Here is a 17492-nt window from a genome sequence, read left to right as displayed (position 1 = left end):
CGCAAGTTGTAAGAAAAGTCGACTTAGCCTAACGTCGGCACTTGCAGCCGTCTTGCGACATAAGGTCAACCCATGCCGACTAACGGACACCAGCAACTCGAAAGGCGCATTCCCGACCTGACGGAATTGCCCAGGCCGCTTTATGCCCGTGTCGAAAGCTTGAGCGCCGGTTCGTGGACCCAGGCCCATCGTCATGACTGGGTGCAGTTTTCCTACGCCATCAGTGGCGTGCTGGGTGTGCACACCGCCGAAGGCAGTTTTTTCGCCCCGCCACAATGGGCCATCTGGATTCCTGCCGACCTGGAGCATCATGTGGTGACCTCCACCCGGGCAGAAATGCGCAGCCTTTATGTCCGTCGCGAAGCCTGTCCGTGGGCCGATGAACGCTGCCGAGTGCTGGAGGTCACGCCGCTGGCGCGGGAGCTGATCAAGGCTTTTTGTCAGTTGCCGGCCGATTACGCTCAGGGCGATACCCAGCAAGCGCGACTGGTGCAAGTGTTGCTGGACCAGTTGGCAACACTGCCGGAGGTTGGCTTTTGCCTGCCACTTCCCCGGCATGCGCGTCTGCTGGCGTTGTGCAACGAGCTGATCGAACAGCCCGACCAGAACGTGACTTTGCAAGTGTGGGCCGAGCGCCTGGGCACATCGGAAAAAACCCTGATGCGTCTGTTCCAGCGCGAAACCGGCCTGAGCTTTCGCGCCTGGCGCCAGCGTACGCGGCTGTTGTCGTCCCTGGGGTCGTTGGAAAAAGGCGATAGCGTGACCGGCGCGGCGTTGTCCTGTGGCTACGATTCCACGTCCGCTTTCATAGTGGCGTTCAAGGGGATGTTTGGATTGACCCCGGGGGAGTTGTTTAAACATTGAATCAGCTGCACTGGGCATGGCTGTCAGCTCTTGTCGCAAATGCCTTTGCATTCAGTTGCCAACGCTATGCGCTGTCTCGGCTATGATTCGGCTCGGTCGATTTAATCCGGCACATTGTGTGCATCGAAGGGTTCATAAGTCGGCAACCCCTCCCCGTGGAGGGAGGATTGCCGTATAACGACTGTCATTCGCGTGTTCGGTAATAAAGGACCCACAATAAAAGCTGATGAAGACTCCAAAACGCATTGAACCCCTGATCGAGGACGGTCTGGTCGACGAGGTGCTGCGCCCACTCATGAGTGGTAAAGAAGCAGCTGTTTATGTGGTGCGCTGCGGCAACGAGTTACGTTGCGCCAAAGTCTACAAGGAGGCGAACAAGCGAAGTTTTCGTCAGGCGGCCGAATACCAGGAAGGCCGCAAGGTGCGTAACAGCCGCCAGGCCCGGGCCATGGCCAAGGGCTCCAAGTTCGGGCGCAAGGAAACTGAAGACGCCTGGCAGAATGCCGAAGTGGCGGCGCTGTTCCGGTTGGCCGGTGCGGGCGTGCGAGTGCCCAAGCCGTACGACTTCCTCGAAGGCGTGCTGCTGATGGAGCTGGTGGCTGACGAATACGGCGATGCGGCACCGCGTCTGAACGATGTGGTACTGGAGCCGGATCAGGCTCGTGAGTATCACGCGTTCCTGATCTCCCAGATTGTGTTGATGCTGTGTACCGGTCTGGTGCACGGTGACCTGTCGGAGTTCAACGTGCTGCTTACGCCGACGGGCCCGGTGATCATCGATCTGCCGCAGGCGGTGGACGCCGCTGGCAACAATCACGCCTTCAGCATGCTGGAGCGGGATGTGGGCAACATGGCGTCCTACTTCGGCCGGTTTGCCCCGGAGCTCAAGCGCACCCGGTACGCCAAGGAAATGTGGGCGTTGTATGAGGCCGGCACCTTGCACCCGGCCAGCGTGCTGACCGGCGAGTTCGATGAGCCGGAAGAGCTGGCGGATGTCGGCGGGATCATGCGTGAAATCGAGGCTGCCCGTCTGGACGAGGAACGCCGCCAGGCCGTCCGTGCCGCTGACGACGCTCCACCCGGCAAAACCGAAGAACCGCCTCCGCCCTGGATGCAGTGACCGCTTGACCAGAAACCCGGCCCAGGCCGGGTTTTTTGTGGCCGCCCAAAAAATCCCACACTGTTTTTTGTGAGGCCCTCAACACCTGCGTCCGCCACCAACTCCCTGTGGGAGCGAGCCTGCTCGCGATAGCGGTGTATCAGCTTGCATGGATGTAGGATGTGCCGGCGTCATCGCGAGCAGGCTCGCTCCCACATTGGTTCTCGGGGGTATATGGATCCTGCGTTCGGAACCAATCCCCTGTGGGAGCGAACCTGCTCGCGATAGCGGTGGATCAGCTTGCATGGATGCAGGATATGCCGGCGTCATCGCGAGCAGGCTCGCTCCCACATTGGTTCTCGGGGGTATATGGATCCTGCGTCCTGCACAAATCCCCTGTGGGAGCGAGCTTGCTCGCGATAGCGGTGTATCAGCTTGCATGGATGTAGGATGTGCCGGCGTCATCGCGAGCAGGCTCGCTCCCACATTGGTTCTCGGGGGTATATGGATCCTGCGTCCGGAACCAATCCCCTGTGGGAGCGAACCTGCTCGCGATAGCGGTGGATCAGCTTGCATGGATGTAGGATGTGCCGGCGTCATCGCGAGCAGGCTCGCTCCCACATTGGTTCTCGGGGGTATATGGATCCTGCGTCCTGCACAAATCCCCTGTGGGAGCGAGCTTGCTCGCGATAGCGGTGTATCAGCTTGCATGGGTGTTGGATGTGCCGGCGTCATCGCGAGCAGGCTCGCTCCCACATTGGTTCTCGGAGGTATATGGATCCTGCGTCCTGCACAAATCCCCTGTGGGAGCGAGCCTGCTCGCGATAGCGGTGTATCAGCTTGCATGGGTGTTGGATGTGCCGGCGTCATCGCGAGCAGGCTCACTCTCACCTTCGCTCAAGCATGCACTGTCTTCTCGCAACACCCCGACGCCAGTTCCTTGAGAATCGGGCAGTCCGGGCGGTGGTCGCCGTGGCAGTGTTCCACCAGGTCCTGGAGGGTGTCGCGCAGTTCGGCCAGTTCGCGGATTTTCTGGTTCAGTTCGTCGATGTGTTGCCGGGCCAAGGCCTTGACGTCTGCGCTGGCGCGTTGGCGGTCCTGCCAGAGGGTCAGCAATTTGCCGACCTCTTCCAATGAAAACCCAAGGTCCCGGGAGCGCTTGATAAAGGCCAGGGTGTGCAGGTCATCGGCACCGTAGATCCGGTAGCCGCTGTCGGTGCGATGAGCTGCCTTGAGCAGGCCAATGGATTCGTAGTACCGGATCATCTTCGCACTCAGGCCGCTCTGGCGGGCCGCTTGGCCGATGTTCATCGCTTGTCCTCCAGGTGTTTGGGTGTCCAGAGTTTCAACAGTAACGCATTGCTCACCACGCTGACGCTCGACAAGGCCATGGCCGCGCCGGCCAGCACCGGGTTGAGGAAGCCGAACGCCGCCAGGGGAATACCGATCAAGTTGTAGACGAATGCCCAGAACAGGTTCTGACGGATCTTGGCGTAGGTCTTGCGGCTGATCTCCAGCGCCGCGGGCACTAGCCGTGGATCACCGCGCATGAGGGTAATACCGGCGGCGTGCATTGCCACGTCTGTGCCGCCGCCCATGGCAATGCCAATGTCTGCGGCGGCGAGGGCCGGGGCGTCGTTGATGCCGTCGCCTACCATGGCCACCACCGCATGGGTCTTCAACTGTTGGACGATGGCGGACTTGTCGGCCGGCAGTACTTCGGCATGAACGTTGGCGATGCCCAATGCCTCGGCCACCACCCGGGCACTGCCGCGGTTGTCGCCAGTCAGCAGGTGGCTGCCGATATGGCGTTCATTCAGGGCGTGTACGGCCGCCAGGGCGCCGGGCTTGAGTGTGTCGCCGAAAGCGAACAGGCCCAGCACCCGTGGCGTGGCGTTTTGCTCAATCAGCCAGGACAGGGTTCGGCCCTCGGTCTCCCAGGCCTGGGCCGACTCGCTCAGCGAACCGGGGGCCAGGCCCAGTTCGTCCAGCAAACGTCGGTTACCGAGGGCCAGACGCTGTCCGTCCAGGCTGCCGGCAATACCGCGTCCGGTCAGCGACTGGCTGTCGTTGATGTCCGGGACAACCAGGCCGCGCTCCGCACACGCATCCAGCACCGCCTTGGCGAGGGGGTGTTCGCTGCCGCGTTGCAGGGCGCCGGCCATTTGCAGCAGCTTGTCTTCGTCACCGTCCAGAGCGCTCAAGTGGGCGATGCGTGGTGTGCCGGAAGTCAAGGTTCCGGTCTTGTCGAACACCACGGTGTCGACTTCATGGGCGCGCTCCAAGGCCTCGGCATCCTTGATCAGGATTCCATGGCGGGCAGCCACCCCGGTGCCGGCCATGATTGCCGTGGGTGTCGCCAGACCGAGGGCGCACGGGCAGGCGATCACCAGCACGGCGACAGCGTTGATCAGTGCCGTCTCCAGGGGGGCGCCATACAACCACCAGCCGATCAACGTCGCCAATGCCAGCACCAGCACGACCGGCACGAAGACCTGGCTGACTTTATCCACCAGCTTTTGAATGGGGGCCTTGGCCGCCTGGGCGTCTTCCACTAGGCGGATGATGCGCGCCAGGACGGTTTCCGTGCCCAGGGCCAGGGTGCGCACCAGCAGGCGGCCTTCGCCGTTGATGGCACCGCCCGTCACCTTGTCGCCGGGCTGTTTGGGCACCGGCAGGCTTTCGCCACTGATCAAGGCTTCGTCAGCGTGACTCTGGCCTTCCAGCACTTCGCCATCCACCGGGAAGCGTTCGCCGGGTTTGACCAGCACCCGATCATTCAAGCGCAGGGCGCTGATGGCGACGTCCCGCTCCTGCCCGTCAATGACCTGAATCGCCCGCTCCGGTCGCAAAGCTTCGAGGGCACGGATAGCACTGGCGGTTTGGCGCTTGGCGCGGCTTTCCAGGTATTTGCCGAGCAATACCAGGGCAATCACCACGGCCGAGGCCTCGAAATACAGGTGCGGCATGCTGCCAGGGCGGGCAATGGCCCATTCATAAATGCTCAAGCCATAACCCGCGCTGGTGCCCAGGGCCACCAGCAGATCCATGTTCCCGGCCCCGGCACGCACGGCCTTGTAAGCCGCGATATAGAAACGCGCACCGAAAATGAACTGCACCGGCGTCGCCAAAGCGAATTGAACCCAGGCCGGCAGCATCCAATGCACGCCAAACGGTTGCAAAAGCATGGGCAGCACTAACGGTACGGACAGCAAAATCGCCAGCACCAAGGCCAGGCGCTCGCGATTCAGGCGATTGCTTTGTGCGTCATGGGGTTGCTCGGCCTGCCAGACACTGGCGTCATAACCGGCGCCCTTGACCGCATCGATTAGGGTTTGCGGGTCGACCCGGCCGAGCAAGTCCAGGTGGGCCCGTTCGTTGGCGAGGTTGACGCTGACACGGTTCACCCCGGCGACTTTGCTCAGGGCACGCTCGACCCGGCCGACGCATGAGGCACAGGTCATTCCCTCGATGGACAGTTCCAGCGTCTGGACGGGGACACTGTAGCCGGCCTGTTCGACGGCCTGCATCAAGGCTGGCAGGCTGCCCTCGGGCGCCTGGATCCGCGCCTGTTCGGTCGCCAGGTTCACGCTGACGGCGCTGGCCCCTGTGACGTTGCTCAAGGCGCGCTCGACCCGCCCGGCGCAGCTGGCACAGGTCATCCCGGCAATCGGCAGATCGAAAAGGGTGGATTCAGACATCGGACAGGCTCCCTGTAGTGAATGACTACAGGATCAACCTTGCCACGCCGGGAAGGTCAAGCGCTAATCCAAACGCTTGCACACACACCTTGTGGGAGCGGGCTTGCTCCCACTTTTTATCTAAGGGGTCAATAACCCAGCTCAGCCGGCTTGAGATACATCCCTTCCTGGGTCATGGCAATGCGGAACTTCAGTATGTCGCCAGCCTTGAGCGTCACATCCTGCGACCCCGGCGCAAGCATGCCCGGGCTGCAGCCCGGCGCCTGGCCTGGCAGCAGCTTCAAGCGCAAGGAGAATTTTCCGGGTGGCAGGTTGAAGGAGGTGCTCTGTTCCTGGAACAAACGCCCCGAGAGCTGATCGCCGATATAGATGCCGATTTCGCAGGAAGTCGGCACTTCCAGGCGCTCGCGGGAAATGATCAGCACGCCGTAGTCTTCGCCGACGGCCAACGCCTGAGGGCTCACCGCTGACAAACCGAGCATGCAAAACAGGCTGAACGCTGACCAGCGCATGGCTGAACCTCCGGTGTGAAATCCTTGATGTGTGCAGCTTGGCCGAGCTTGGCAGCGATTGCCAGCCCGGCAGTTTTCGTCAGAACTTGACCTTTCCATGATGGCAAGCTTGAAACTGCTGGCAACCTCAATCCCAAGGAGTCATCTCATGCAAACATTCAATGTTCAGGGAATGTCCTGCGGTCACTGCGTCAAGGCCATCACCCAGGCTGTGCAGGCCAAGGATCCGGCGGCGCAGGTGCAGATCGATCTGGGCGCCAGGACCGTTCAGGTCCAGAGTTCGTTGTCGGTCGATGCCGTGCTCCAAGCCATTAAAGAGGAGGGGTACGAGGCCAGTCCCGCCTGAGATTTTTTAATAGTTAGCGACCTATCGGAATGTTCAAGAGCGCCCGGCAGGGCTAGACTGTCGGGCTGCTGACTGACGCCTGAACCTGGACGCCCGATGAACTTCCGTACCATTCTGATTCTTGGCGCCTTGAGCGCATTCGGTCCCTTGGCGATCGATTTCTATCTGCCGGCTTTCCCGGCCATGGCGACTGCCTTCGGCACCGACGAAAATCACATCCAACTGACCCTGGCGGCTTATTTCCTCGGATTGTCCATCGGGCAACTGGCTTATGGGCCGGTGGCGGATCGCTTCGGCCGGCGCATTCCATTGCTGACGGGCGTCGGTCTGTTCACCCTGGCTTCTCTGGCCTGTGCCTATGCGCCGAGTCTGGAATGGCTGATCGGTGCCCGTTTCGTCCAGGCTCTGGGCGGATGCGCCGGCATGGTGATTTCCCGGGCGGTGGTCAGCGACAAATGCGACGCGGTGGGCTCGGCCAAGGTGTTCTCGCAACTGATGCTGGTGATGGGGCTGGCGCCGATCCTCGCGCCAATGCTTGGCGGGCTGTTGGTGAACCTGCATGGCTGGCAATCGATCTTCATTGCCCTGACGCTGTTCAGCGCACTGGCGGCGACGGCCGTGGCATTGTGGCTGCCGGAAAGTCTGCCGGCCCATGTGCCGCGTCAACCATTGTCCGGGGCGTTGCGCCAATATGGTCGACTGTTGACCGACACGGTCTACCTCGGGCATGCCTTGACGGGAGGCATCGCTATCGCCGGGATGTTTGCCTACATTGCCGGTTCGCCTTTCGTCTTCATCAAGCTCTACGGTGTGCCGGCCGAACACTTCGGCTGGCTGTTCGGAACCAACGCGGCGGGTTTTATCCTGGTGGCACAGGTCAACGCCCGGTTGTTGTCCAAACGTGGGCCGGCATTCCTGCTGTCGCGCGCGGTGTGGGTCTATCTCGCCGCCGGGCTGTGTTTGTTGGCGGTCAGTTCTTTGCACCCTGAGCGGTTGTGGCCGTTATTGATTCCGCTGTTCATTTGCATCGCCAGCCTGGGTTGCATCCTGCCCAATGCCTCGGCTTGCGCCATGAGTGGACAGGGTGCTCGTGCCGGTAGCGCGTCGGCGATGCTGGGATGCCTGCAGTTTTCGGTGGCCGCCGGTGCCGCCGCATTGGTGGCGGCGCTGCACGATGGCAGTGCCGTGCCGATGGCGATGGTCATCAGCCTTTGCGGGTTATTGGTGGTGGGTGCAGCGATGCTGACCCGCCGCCTGCAACAGGCCCGGACACTGGCACAAGCCAGTGGCCAGGACTGATTCAGCCGGCCGCTCGCTGCTGCTGTTCAGGGTAGCGGTGAGGTGCGTGAATACGCGCTTGCAGGGTGGTGGCGAAAGCCTGGGCCTCGGCCTCGGTGCGGAAGGTCACGACGTGTTGGTCAAGACGCACTTGCCACTGGGATTTTGCCACTTCTTTTATCAGGATCTTCATTGCTGACCTCCTCACGTAAAAGATTGTGCTGCAAAGGCCTCGAGTGTAGACCTGAATGCGATCGCAATTGTGACAAGGGTCAATTCTCAGACTGACGGTGCAGGTTTTTTTTGTGGGAGCAAAGCTTGCTCGCGATACGCGACGACTTGGCCTGACGGGGAACCGCGCGACCTTCATCGCGAGCAAGCTTTGCCTCTACGAAAAACGCCCCCTTATCGGTGGTTAGAAACCTTCAAGCACAATCTTGCCTTTGGCTTTTCCGCTTTCCAGCAGGGCATGGGCCCGGCGCAGGTTTTCGGCGTTGATGGTGCCAAAGTGCTCGCCCACGGTGGTCTGCAATGTGCCGGCATCGATTAGCGCGGCGACGCGGTTGAGCAGGTTATGTTGCTCAATCATGTCCGCCGTTTCGAACAGCGAGCGGGTGTACATGAACTCCCAATGCAACGACAGGCTCTTGCGCTTGAGCTTGGTCACATCCAGCGCCTTGGGATCATCGATCAGCGCCAGTTTGCCTTGGGGCGCCAGGGCTTCCACCAATTGATCCAGATGCAGATCGGTGTGGGTCAGGCTGGCGACATGGGTCACCTGAGCCTGGCCTGCCTGCTTTAATACATCGCTCAGCGGATGGCTATGGTCCACGACCAGATCGGCACCCAGGCCTCTTACCCAGTCCTGTGTCTGCGGCCGGGAAGCGCTGCCAATCACTTTCAGTGCGGTGAGCTGGCTGGCCAGTTGCGTCAGTATCGAGCCGACACCTCCTGCAGCGCCGACGATCAACAGGCTTTGCCCCTGATCCTCCTGGCCTTCCTGGATTTGCAGGCGCTCGAACAGCAATTCCCACGCGGTAATGGCCGTCAGCGGCAGGGCAGCGGCTTCGGCGAAACCGAGCGTCTTGGGCATCTGGCCGACGATACGTTCATCCACCACATGCAATTGGCTGTTGCCGCCGGCGCGGGCAATGGAGCCGGCGTAGAACACTTTGTCGCCCGCCTTGAACAGCGTGACCTCATTGCCCACCGCCTTGACCACGCCGGCCACGTCCCAACCCAGCACTTTGGCTGCGCCGTCTTCAGGCTGGACGTTCTGGCGAATTTTCGTGTCGACCGGGTTGACCGAAATGGCTTTGACTTCCACCAGCAGGTCCCGAGGGCCGGCGGTGGGTTCCGGCAGTTCAATGTCCTGCAGCGATTGCGGGTCGGTGATCGGTAACGAATGGTAGTAGGCGATGGCTTTCATAGGGCGGCTCCTTGAAGTGAGTTCGATGAAGCCAATGGTTAGCTATTTATCGCCGAGATAAAACCGGCTAAAAGAACAGGCTCTTTCAATGTTTTTTTGATAATGAGGCCGTCATGTTTCGATTCGACGACTTGCAGTTGTTCGTCCGGGCCGCAGACCTGGGCAGCCTGTCTGCCGCGGCCAGGGTCATGGACCTGTCGGCGGCGGTGGCCAGCGCCGCATTGAAGCGGATAGAACAACACTTGGGCGCCCGGCTGTTGGCGCGCTCTACCCGCAGTTTGCGCCTGACGGCCGAGGGCGAAGGCTTCCTTGAGTATGCCCGTGCGGCGCTGAGCAGCCTCGACGAAGGACGCAGGTTATTGACCAGCGGCCAGGATCAGGTCAGCGGGGTGTTGCAGTTGTCCGCCCCCTCGGACTTGGGACGCAACCTGCTGCTGCCCTGGCTGGACGCGTTCCAGGAGGAGCATCCGGGGCTGACCGTGCGACTGCTGCTGGGTGATCGCATCGCTGATCTGTTCAAGCAGCCGGTGGACGTCGCGTTGCGTTATGGCGAGCCGGAAGATTCGAGCCTGGTGGCCCTGCCGGTCGCGCCGGATAACCGCCGGGTGCTGTGTGCATCGCCCAGTTACCTGGCTCGGCATGGCGAACCTGTTCAGTTGGAGCAACTGGCCCAGCACAATTGCCTGTTGTACATGCTCGGCACGCGGGTTCATGACCGTTGGCGTTTTCATGACGGCAAACGGGAAATGAGCCTGACCGTCAGCGGCGACCGCTTCAGCGACGATGCCGATGTGGTGCGTCGCTGGGCGGTGGCAGGCGCGGGGATCGCTTACAAGTCCTGGCTGGACGTTTCAACCGATGTGTTGGCCGGACGTTTGAAAATCCTTCTGCCGCATCTGCAATGCGAACGCGCGCCGCTCAATCTGCTGTGTGCTCACCGAGCGCAACTGAGCAAACCCATCAATCTGCTGCGGGAAATGCTCAAGCTGCGTTGTGGCCGGTTGACGGCACAATTTGCCCTCTCGACGGGGGACGACCATTAGTCGCGCGTAAATAGAGACTTTTCCCTCACGAACAATCGCCTCCAAAGGTTTCCGGAGGACAGGAAACCTCGATCCGCACGCTTATACTAGCGGCCGCCTGAAGCGGCGCGCGATTTGCGGCGGTCGAGCCGCTTTGGGCGGCCCCATTGCTGGTCACTAGCGCCAGAGCAGTAGACGAATGATTCAACAGGGAGTGAATACATGGAACATGCACCTTGCATCAGCCAGATCGCCACGCTGCTGGCCGACCCAAAACGCAGCGCAATGATGTGGGCCTTGATGGACGGCACTGCGCGGCAGGCTGAAGAGCTGGCGTTGCTGGCCGGGCTGTCGCCGTCTTCGGCCAGCGCTCATCTGGGCCGTCTGTCCGCCGGTGGCCTGTTGAAAGTCGAAGCCCGTGGCCGCAAACGGTTTTTCCGCCTGGCGGCACCCGAGATCGGCGCTGCCGTCGAAGCGCTGGCCAGCGCGACCCTGGCCAGTACGCCGCGCCAGCTTCCGGAAGTCTTCAAGCGCGGAGTCATGCCGGGCAAGGCCCCGTCGGCTCCCGCTTCGTTGATGCGGGCCAGGCTTTGCGAAGACCATCTGGGTGGCACCCTGGCGGCCGACCTGTATCAGCGCCTGCTGGATGCCGGATGGATCGAGCAGGGCGACCAGCGGGTGATCGTGACTCACAAAGGTGCCAATGAGCTGGCCGGGCACGGCCTGTTCATCCAGGCGCTGGCCCACCGCAACGCCCGCACCGCTTGTGCCTGCCCGGACTGGAGCGAGCGACGTCCGCACCTGGGGGGCGCCTTGGGTGCTGCGTTGCTGCAACTGTTCATGCAGTCCGGTTGGCTGAGCTTGCCCAACGACTCCAGGGCCTTGCAGGTAACGGTGCTTGGCCAGCAGGAAATCCATCGGTTCGCCACGCAGGACACCGTGGAAATGGCGTTCTAGGGCTGCCGACAGGTCGTATTCAGCAATAGCCTCCAGCAAGGTTCGCGCACACTCGAACCTGGGATTTTTTTGGATTGGGGGAAACAGCATGGATACTCACGGCTACAGCGCGGCGGAACGTCTGGAGCGACTGCCCATCAGCGGCTACCACCGGATTATTTTCATCATTATTGCCTTGGCGTTTTTCTTCGACTCCATGGACCTGGCCATGATGACGTTCCTGCTGGGCTCGATCAAAGCCGAGTTTGGCTTAAGCACCGCCCAGGCAGGTTTGCTCGCCAGCTCCAGTTTCTTTGGCATGGTACTGGGAGCATCGCTGTCGGGCATGCTGGCCGATCGGTTCGGGCGCAAGCCGGTGTTCCAGTGGAGCATCGTGTTGTGGGGCGTCGCCAGTTATTTGTGCTCGACCGCCCAGAGCGTCGATTCACTGATGCTGTTCCGCATCCTGCTGGGTATCGGCATGGGCATGGAGTTTCCGATCGCTCAGTCGATGCTCTCGGAACTGATCCCGGCCACACGCCGAGGCCGCTATATCGCGTTGATGGATGGCTTCTGGCCGTTGGGTTTCGTGGCGGCGGGCGTGCTGTCATATTTCCTGTTGCCGGTGATCGGCTGGCGCGACATCTTCCTGGTGTTGGCGGTGCCGGCGGTGTTCGTCCTGGTCATTCGCTTCTTCATTCCCGAGTCGCCGCGCTGGCTGGAACAGGCCGGCCGGGGGGACGAGGCGGACGCCGTGCTCAAGCGAATCGAAGACAAGGTCCGAGCCTCGTTGGGACGTGGAGAATTGCCTGAACCGATTCGTCTGCCGAGGGGCGAGAGCACGCCGGGCAATTTCTTTTCGGCCCTGGCGCAGATCTGGTCACCGCTGTATCGCCAGCGCACGATGATGATCTGGAGCGTCTGGTTCTTCGCCTTGCTCGGTTTTTATGGCCTGACGTCCTGGCTCAGTGCCTTGTTGCAGCAGTCCGGATTCGCCGTGACCCAGTCGGTGTATTACACCGTGCTGATTTCCTTGGGCGGGATTCCCGGCTTCCTCATGGCGGCGTGGCTAGTGGAGCGCTGGGGACGTAAACCGGTGTGCGTGGTCACGTTGCTGGGTGGCGGGGTGATGGCGTTTCTTTATGGTCAGAGCGCGGTGTTTGGCGGCAACGTGGGCCTGCTCATCGGCACCGGGCTTTTGATGCAGTTCTTCCTGTTCGGCATGTGGGCGGTGCTCTACACCTACACGCCAGAGCTGTACCCCACCTCGGCACGGGCCACGGGCTCGGGTTTTGCCTCGGCTGTCGGTCGCATTGGTTCGCTGCTCGGGCCCCTGGTCACCGGATTGGTGTTTCCCATTACCGGACAGGGCGGTGTGTTCGCCCTGGGCGCGCTGTGCTTCGCCGTGGCGGCGGGGGTGGTCTGGTTGTTTGGCGTGGAGACGCGGGGCAAGACATTGGAGGAGTTGAGCGAGGGTACGGTGGCCGGTTAAACCACTTCACTCTTGTGGGAGCGAGCCTGCTCGCGATGGCGGTAAGTCAGGCGACATCGATGTCGAATGTCATGCTGCTATCGCGAGCAGGCTCGCTCCCACAAGGGGGCATCACCCGTCTTAGGGTTTTACCAGCCGTGCATCCAGGCTGTTCTGCGCCAGGCGTGTGGCCTGGTCCTGGGTCATGCCCAGGTGGGTGTGCAGCGCGTGGAAGTTTTCGGTGACGTAGCCGCCGAAGTACGCCGGGTCATCGGAGTTGACCGTCACCTTCACACCGCGTTCGAGCATGTCGAGGATGTTGTGTTGCGACATGTCGTCGAACACACACAACTTGGTGTTGGACAACGGGCAGACCGTCAGCGGGATCTGTTCGTCGATGATCCGCTGCATCAGTCGTTCATCTTCAATGGCCCGCACGCCGTGGTCGATGCGCTGGATCTTCAACAGGTCCAGGGCTTGCCAGATGTACTCGGGCGGGCCTTCTTCACCGGCGTGGGCAACGGTCAGGAAGCCCTCGTTGCGTGCACGGTCGAATACCCGCTGGAACTTGCTCGGCGGGTGACCCATTTCCGAACTGTCCAGACCCACGGCCACGAACGCATCGCGGAACGGCAGCGCTTGGTCGAGGGTTTTCTCGGCCTGTTCTTCGCTCAGGTGGCGCAGGAAGCTCAGGATCAGGCCGCTGGTGATGCCCAGTTGCTGTTCACCGTCCTTGAGGGCCGCGGCGATGCCGTTGAGCACCACTTCGAACGGGACACCACGGTCGGTGTGAGTCTGCGGGTCGAAGAACGGTTCGGTGTGAATCACGTTCTGCGCCTTGCAGCGCAACAGGTAGGCCCAGGTCAGGTCGTAGAAATCCTGGGAGGTGCGCAACACGTCGGCGCCCTGGTAATACAGGTCGAGGAATTCCTGCAGATTGTTGAAGGCATAGGCCTTGCGCAGGGTGTCCACGTCGCTCCACGGCAGGGCGATCTTGTTGCGTTCGGCCAGGGCGAACAGCAGCTCGGGCTCCAGCGAGCCTTCCAGATGCAAATGCAGTTCAGCCTTGGGCAAGGCGTTCAGCCAGTCGTACATGTTCTTTTCTCATCAGCGAATCGATGGCAGGCATTCTACAGGGGCTGGCCGCAATGTCTGGTAAAACCTGACCGGCTGATCCACTACACCGCCTGTTGCTCCCGCCGATAAGCATAGGTGTCAGCGAAGCGTGACAGCAGGAATTCGGCGCAGGTGGTGGTCGGGTACTTCGGTGGGTGGCCCTCATCCTGACAACCGGGCAGGCATTGGATCTGCGTGTCGGGGTGCGGCTCGGCAAAGAACGGCATCGAGTAGCGGTCTACCCCCAGCGGGCTGATCACCCGGTGGGGGGTGGACAGGTAACGGTCGTTGCTCCAGCGCGCCATCATGTCGCCGAGGTTGACCACGAACGTGCCGTCGATGGGCGGCGCGTCGATCCATTGGCCGTTGACGTTGCGCACTTGCAGGCCACCAGCGGCGTCCTGGTAGAGCAGGGTGATGCAGCCGTAATCGGTATGGGCGCCGGCACCTTGCTGCTCGGCAGAGCTGGCGGTGTGACGCGGCGGATAGTGAATCAGGCGCAGCACGCTCACAGGCTCGGTGAAGCGCGTGTCGAAGAAGTCCCGCTCGATGCCGAGGGCCAGGGTCATGGCGCGCAGCAGGGTTTGGGCAAGGGCCTGCATGTCGCGGTAATGCTGCTCCATCAGGGGTTCCCAGCCCGCCAGATCCGGGTGTCGGTTAGGACCGCGCAGAGGCTTGTGCGCCAGCACGTCGGGATGATCGGCCGGCAAGTGCAGGCCCATGTCGAAGGTTTCTTTCAGGTCGCTGGGTTTGGCCGGGTCCAGTTGTTCGGTGGCGACGGCGCCGTAGCCGCGATGATGGCGGGTCTGGGTGATGTCGATCTTGAGTTTTTCTTCTACCGGCAGCCTGAAGAAGCGTTGGGCATGGTCCAGGACTTCGGTGATGCGAGCCGGGCTGATGGGGTGACCCTTGATGTAGAAAAAGCCCCACTGGCGGCAGGCCTGGTCGATCTGGTTGGCGACCGATTGCCAGGCGCTGGGGCTATCGCCGTAGAGCGGGCTGATGTCGATGATGGGAAGGCTGTTCATGCGGCTTTCCTGATTGTGTGAGGGGGCCGATGTGGGAGCGAGCCGGCTCGCGATAGCGATTTGTCTGTCGACATCAACGTTGAATGTCAGTCCGCTATCGCGAGCAGGCTCGCTCCCACATGGGGTGTTGTGTTGAGCCTGGGGTTACTTTGGAATCTCAGCCTTCATACCTTCGACGTAGTAATTCATCGACGCCAGTTCCACATTGGTAGCGCTCACGCCCGCCGGGATTTTCTCGACGCCGGCCTGGTCCTTGATCGGTCCGGTAAACGGATGGAAAGCACCGCTCTCGATGTCGGCGATGATCTGCTCGGCTTCGCCTTTGACCGCCGCTGGCACCAGGTCGCTGATCGGCAGTTTCACCGTGCCTTCCTTCAGGCCGCCCCAGTAGTCCTGGGATTTCCAGCTATGGTCGAGCACGCTTTGGGTGGCCTGGATGTAGTGCGGGCCCCAGTCGTTGACAATCGAGGTCAGCACCGCCTTGGGACCGAAGTGGGCCATGTCCGAAGCGTAGCCGACGGCGTAGACGCCGCGCCGCTCGGCGGCCTGGATCGGCGCCGGGCTGTCGGTGTGCTGGAACACCACATCCACGCCCTGGTCGATCAGTGCGTTGGCGGCATCGGCTTCCTTACCCGGATCGAACCAGGAGTTGACCCATACCACTTTGATTTCGGTGCCGGGGTTGTACTTGTTCAGGGCCAGTTGGATGGCGTTGATATCGCGGATCACTTCTGGAATCGGGAAGGAGGCGACGTAGCCGATTTTTTTGCTTTTGGTCATCTTGGCCGCGATGAAGCCGCCGACGTAGCGACCCTCATAGGTGCGAGCCAGGTACGTGCCCAGGTTCTTGTCCTGCTTGTAGCCGGTGGCGTGTTCGAAGGTCACCTTGGGGAATTGCTTGGCGACCTTCAGTGTCGGGTTCATGTAGCCGAAGGACGTGGTGAAGATCAGGTCGTACTTGTCCTTGGCCATGTTGCGGATCACCCGCTCGGCGTCGGCGCCTTCAGGCACGTTTTCCACGTAGTTGGTGGTGATTCGGTCGCCGAGTTTCGCCACCAGTTCCTTGCGTCCCTGTTCATGCTGGTAGGTCCAGCCGTGGTCACCGATGGGGCCGATATAGACGAAACCGACCTTCAGCGGGTCGGCAGCGCTGGCATTCAGGCCGGCGCTCAGACCGACAGTCGCAGCGACGGCGCAAAGCAACATCTTCAAGGGACGCTTGTGCATGAACTCGAACTCCATTTTGTTGTGAGGTTGGCTGAACAGCGCTAATGCAAAATGCTGACCAATAGGACAACAAAATCTGTGATCTTTTCGAGGCAGCCATCGCGAGCAAGCTCGCTCCCACAAGGACAACGCAATACCTGTGGGAGCGAGCTTGCTCGCGATGAGGTCCTTGAGATCGATAAAGGTGCACCTGCCACCCACTCGCCACTCCCTGGTGCGTCACTTCGCCCGAACGTTCGCCGCCCCCTACAGTCAGTAGCTCAAGACCCCGACCACGTTGATAGGCCCGCGATGCTGACTTTGATCAAGCAAGAAAAACTGCTGTTGCTGGCGCTGATCGCCGCGGTGCTCGCCTATCCGCTGGAGCACTGGCTGTTGGGCAGCGGACAGATCGTGGCGTTGCTCGGCGGTTTGGTCCTGATCGGCTTTATCGTCGCGGCTTCCATGCGTGTGGCCCATCACGCCGAGCTGCTGGCAGAGAAGGTCGGCGATCCCTACGGCACGATGATCCTGACCCTGTCGGCGGTGCTGGTAGAAGTGGTGATCCTGGCGATCATGATGAGCAACGAAGCCTCGCCAACGCTGGTGCGCGACACCATCTATTCTGCGGTGATGCTCGATATCAACGGCATTCTTGGCCTTGCGGCGCTGATGGGCGGAATCAAGCATGGCGAGCAGGCTTACAACGATGATTCGGCGCGCACCTACAGCGTGATGATCCTCACCGCCATGGGCGTATCGATGGTGGTGCCGGAGTTCATTCCCCAAGAGAGCTGGAAGCTCTATTCGGCATTCACCATCGGCGCGATGATCGTGCTGTACACCCTGTTCCTGCGCATGCAGGTGGGGCCTCACAGTTACTTTTTCAGCTACAGCTACCCGGAAAAACGCCGTCGGAAAGAGCCGGTGGAAAACCAGCCGAAACCCATCAGCCTGACGTTCTCCATCGCGGCGCTGGTGTTTGGCGTCGTAGTGATCGGAGCGTTGGCCGAGGTCATGTCCAAAGCCATCGACCTGGGGCTGGAAGGTTCAGGGGCGCCGCCGGTGGTTACGGCGATTCTGGTGGCTGCCATTTCCGCGGCACCGGAAATCCTCACCGCCTTGCGCGCGGCGTTGGCCAACCGTATGCAGTCGGTGGTGAATATCGCCTTGGGGGCTTCGCTGTCCACCGTGATCCTCACCGTACCGGTGATGGAAGCGATGGCGCTCTACACCGGCCAGCCGTTCCAGATGGCAATGACCCCGGTGCAGACGGTGATGATCTTCATCACCTTGATCGTCTGCGCCATCAACCTCAACGATGGGGAAACCAATGCCATTGAAGGCATGACCCATTTTGTGTTGTTCGCGACGTTTATCATGTTGTCGTTGCTGGGACTCTAGAAGAGTATCGCGGGCAAGCCTTGCTCCCACTGGTCTCACGGCAAGGCTGCTTCATACATCCACCCTTGATGTGGGAAAGG

The 17492-nt window shown here is 61.2% G+C and carries 16 protein-coding genes; 8 read left to right on the top strand and 8 right to left on the bottom strand.

Features of this window, described 5'->3' with window-relative positions; all coding sequences use genetic code 11:
- The first annotated feature begins 72 nt into the window (after positions 1 to 72).
- Both T3A99_RS09750 and T3A99_RS09745 read left to right on the top strand, forming a co-directional pair.
- Positions 73 to 864: an AraC family transcriptional regulator gene (locus T3A99_RS09750; protein WP_076382810.1), complete on the top strand. Its 792-nt coding sequence runs from the start codon at positions 73 to 75 to the stop codon at positions 862 to 864.
- Between the two features lie 226 nt (positions 865 to 1090).
- Positions 1091 to 1984: a PA4780 family RIO1-like protein kinase gene (locus T3A99_RS09745; RefSeq protein ID WP_047227411.1), complete on the top strand. Its 894-nt coding sequence runs from the start codon at positions 1091 to 1093 to the stop codon at positions 1982 to 1984.
- Positions 1985 to 2860: 876 nt separating this feature from the next.
- Here T3A99_RS09745 and cueR read toward each other — a convergent pair.
- From cueR to T3A99_RS09730, 3 genes are all read right to left on the bottom strand, one after another.
- On the bottom strand, positions 2861 to 3274 hold the full coding sequence (cueR, locus tag T3A99_RS09740) for a Cu(I)-responsive transcriptional regulator (RefSeq protein WP_047227412.1): 414 nt from the start codon (positions 3272 to 3274) through the stop codon (positions 2861 to 2863).
- Positions 3271 to 5664, bottom strand: a complete 2394-nt coding sequence (locus T3A99_RS09735; RefSeq protein WP_107321490.1) for a heavy metal translocating P-type ATPase — start codon at positions 5662 to 5664, stop codon at positions 3271 to 3273. The genes cueR and T3A99_RS09735 overlap by 4 nt, the downstream gene beginning before the upstream one ends.
- Positions 5665 to 5792: 128 nt before the next feature.
- Positions 5793 to 6176, bottom strand: a complete 384-nt coding sequence (locus T3A99_RS09730) for a hypothetical protein (RefSeq protein WP_047227414.1) — start codon at positions 6174 to 6176, stop codon at positions 5793 to 5795.
- 148 nt (positions 6177 to 6324) lie between these two features.
- On the opposite strand from T3A99_RS09730, the gene T3A99_RS09725 reads away from it, so the two are divergent.
- Complete coding sequence (locus T3A99_RS09725; RefSeq protein WP_047227415.1) at positions 6325 to 6522, top strand: heavy-metal-associated domain-containing protein; 198 nt, start codon at positions 6325 to 6327, stop codon at positions 6520 to 6522.
- 96 nt (positions 6523 to 6618) lie between these two features.
- The gene (locus T3A99_RS09720) at positions 6619 to 7821 is read left to right on the top strand and encodes a multidrug effflux MFS transporter (protein WP_076382806.1); all 1203 of its coding nucleotides are present in this window, start codon (positions 6619 to 6621) and stop codon (positions 7819 to 7821) included.
- Between the two features lies 1 nt (position 7822).
- Here the strand turns inward: T3A99_RS09720 and T3A99_RS09715 are convergent, their stop codons facing one another.
- A complete protein-coding gene (locus T3A99_RS09715) occupies positions 7823 to 7993 on the bottom strand; it encodes a hypothetical protein (RefSeq protein ID WP_171061426.1) in 171 nt (56 codons plus the stop codon).
- A 222-nt stretch (positions 7994 to 8215) separates the two neighbouring features.
- Entirely contained in the window at positions 8216 to 9229 is a 1014-nt protein-coding gene (locus tag T3A99_RS09710; RefSeq protein ID WP_047227417.1) for a zinc-binding alcohol dehydrogenase family protein, read from the bottom strand.
- Between the two features lie 113 nt (positions 9230 to 9342).
- Here T3A99_RS09710 and T3A99_RS09705 point away from each other — a divergent pair, with 113 nt between their 5' ends.
- From T3A99_RS09705 to T3A99_RS09695, 3 genes are all read left to right on the top strand, one after another.
- Positions 9343 to 10272 carry a LysR family transcriptional regulator gene (locus T3A99_RS09705; RefSeq protein WP_322834247.1) on the top strand — a complete coding sequence of 310 codons (930 nt, stop codon included), beginning with the start codon at positions 9343 to 9345 and terminating at the stop codon, positions 10270 to 10272.
- 201 nt (positions 10273 to 10473) lie between these two features.
- Positions 10474 to 11208: an ArsR/SmtB family transcription factor gene (locus T3A99_RS09700; protein WP_047227419.1), complete on the top strand. Its 735-nt coding sequence runs from the start codon at positions 10474 to 10476 to the stop codon at positions 11206 to 11208.
- Between the two features lie 88 nt (positions 11209 to 11296).
- Positions 11297 to 12679: an MFS transporter gene (locus tag T3A99_RS09695; protein WP_139051239.1), complete on the top strand. Its 1383-nt coding sequence runs from the start codon at positions 11297 to 11299 to the stop codon at positions 12677 to 12679.
- 120 nt (positions 12680 to 12799) lie between these two features.
- On the opposite strand, the gene T3A99_RS09690 is transcribed toward T3A99_RS09695, so the two are convergent.
- The 3 genes from T3A99_RS09690 to T3A99_RS09680 form a co-directional block, all read right to left on the bottom strand.
- Entirely contained in the window at positions 12800 to 13753 is a 954-nt protein-coding gene (locus tag T3A99_RS09690; RefSeq protein ID WP_076386484.1) for an adenosine deaminase, read from the bottom strand.
- 83 nt (positions 13754 to 13836) lie between these two features.
- A complete protein-coding gene (locus tag T3A99_RS09685) occupies positions 13837 to 14802 on the bottom strand; it encodes a 2-oxoglutarate and iron-dependent oxygenase domain-containing protein (protein ID WP_107321495.1) in 966 nt (321 codons plus the stop codon).
- Between the two features lie 144 nt (positions 14803 to 14946).
- On the bottom strand, positions 14947 to 16029 hold the full coding sequence (locus tag T3A99_RS09680) for a BMP family ABC transporter substrate-binding protein (protein ID WP_107321496.1): 1083 nt from the start codon (positions 16027 to 16029) through the stop codon (positions 14947 to 14949).
- A gap of 291 nt (positions 16030 to 16320) precedes the next feature.
- On the opposite strand from T3A99_RS09680, the gene T3A99_RS09675 reads away from it, so the two are divergent.
- Positions 16321 to 17412, top strand: a complete 1092-nt coding sequence (locus T3A99_RS09675) for a calcium:proton antiporter (protein ID WP_047227424.1) — start codon at positions 16321 to 16323, stop codon at positions 17410 to 17412.
- Positions 17413 to 17492 lie beyond the last annotated feature (80 nt).

The organism is Pseudomonas sp. N-137 (genome assembly GCF_034555295.1).
Taxonomy (GTDB): domain Bacteria; phylum Pseudomonadota; class Gammaproteobacteria; order Pseudomonadales; family Pseudomonadaceae; genus Aquipseudomonas; species Aquipseudomonas rhizophila.
The sequence above is the reverse complement of the archived record's forward strand: the minus strand, read 5'-3'. Positions and strand labels throughout refer to the sequence as shown.

Coding starts and splice junctions, on each gene's coding strand:
- T3A99_RS09750 (WP_076382810.1), top strand. CDS start 73: ATGCCGACTAACGGACACCAGCAACTCGAAAGGCGCATTCCCGACCTG.
- T3A99_RS09745 (WP_047227411.1), top strand. CDS start 1,091: ATGAAGACTCCAAAACGCATTGAACCCCTGATCGAGGACGGTCTGGTC.
- cueR (WP_047227412.1), bottom strand. CDS start 3,274: ATGAACATCGGCCAAGCGGCCCGCCAGAGCGGCCTGAGTGCGAAGATG.
- T3A99_RS09735 (WP_107321490.1), bottom strand. CDS start 5,664: ATGTCTGAATCCACCCTTTTCGATCTGCCGATTGCCGGGATGACCTGT.
- T3A99_RS09730 (WP_047227414.1), bottom strand. CDS start 6,176: ATGCGCTGGTCAGCGTTCAGCCTGTTTTGCATGCTCGGTTTGTCAGCG.
- T3A99_RS09725 (WP_047227415.1), top strand. CDS start 6,325: ATGCAAACATTCAATGTTCAGGGAATGTCCTGCGGTCACTGCGTCAAG.
- T3A99_RS09720 (WP_076382806.1), top strand. CDS start 6,619: ATGAACTTCCGTACCATTCTGATTCTTGGCGCCTTGAGCGCATTCGGT.
- T3A99_RS09715 (WP_171061426.1), bottom strand. CDS start 7,993: ATGAAGATCCTGATAAAAGAAGTGGCAAAATCCCAGTGGCAAGTGCGT.
- T3A99_RS09710 (WP_047227417.1), bottom strand. CDS start 9,229: ATGAAAGCCATCGCCTACTACCATTCGTTACCGATCACCGACCCGCAA.
- T3A99_RS09705 (WP_322834247.1), top strand. CDS start 9,343: ATGTTTCGATTCGACGACTTGCAGTTGTTCGTCCGGGCCGCAGACCTG.
- T3A99_RS09700 (WP_047227419.1), top strand. CDS start 10,474: ATGGAACATGCACCTTGCATCAGCCAGATCGCCACGCTGCTGGCCGAC.
- T3A99_RS09695 (WP_139051239.1), top strand. CDS start 11,297: ATGGATACTCACGGCTACAGCGCGGCGGAACGTCTGGAGCGACTGCCC.
- T3A99_RS09690 (WP_076386484.1), bottom strand. CDS start 13,753: ATGTACGACTGGCTGAACGCCTTGCCCAAGGCTGAACTGCATTTGCAT.
- T3A99_RS09685 (WP_107321495.1), bottom strand. CDS start 14,802: ATGAACAGCCTTCCCATCATCGACATCAGCCCGCTCTACGGCGATAGC.
- T3A99_RS09680 (WP_107321496.1), bottom strand. CDS start 16,029: ATGCACAAGCGTCCCTTGAAGATGTTGCTTTGCGCCGTCGCTGCGACT.
- T3A99_RS09675 (WP_047227424.1), top strand. CDS start 16,321: ATGCTGACTTTGATCAAGCAAGAAAAACTGCTGTTGCTGGCGCTGATC.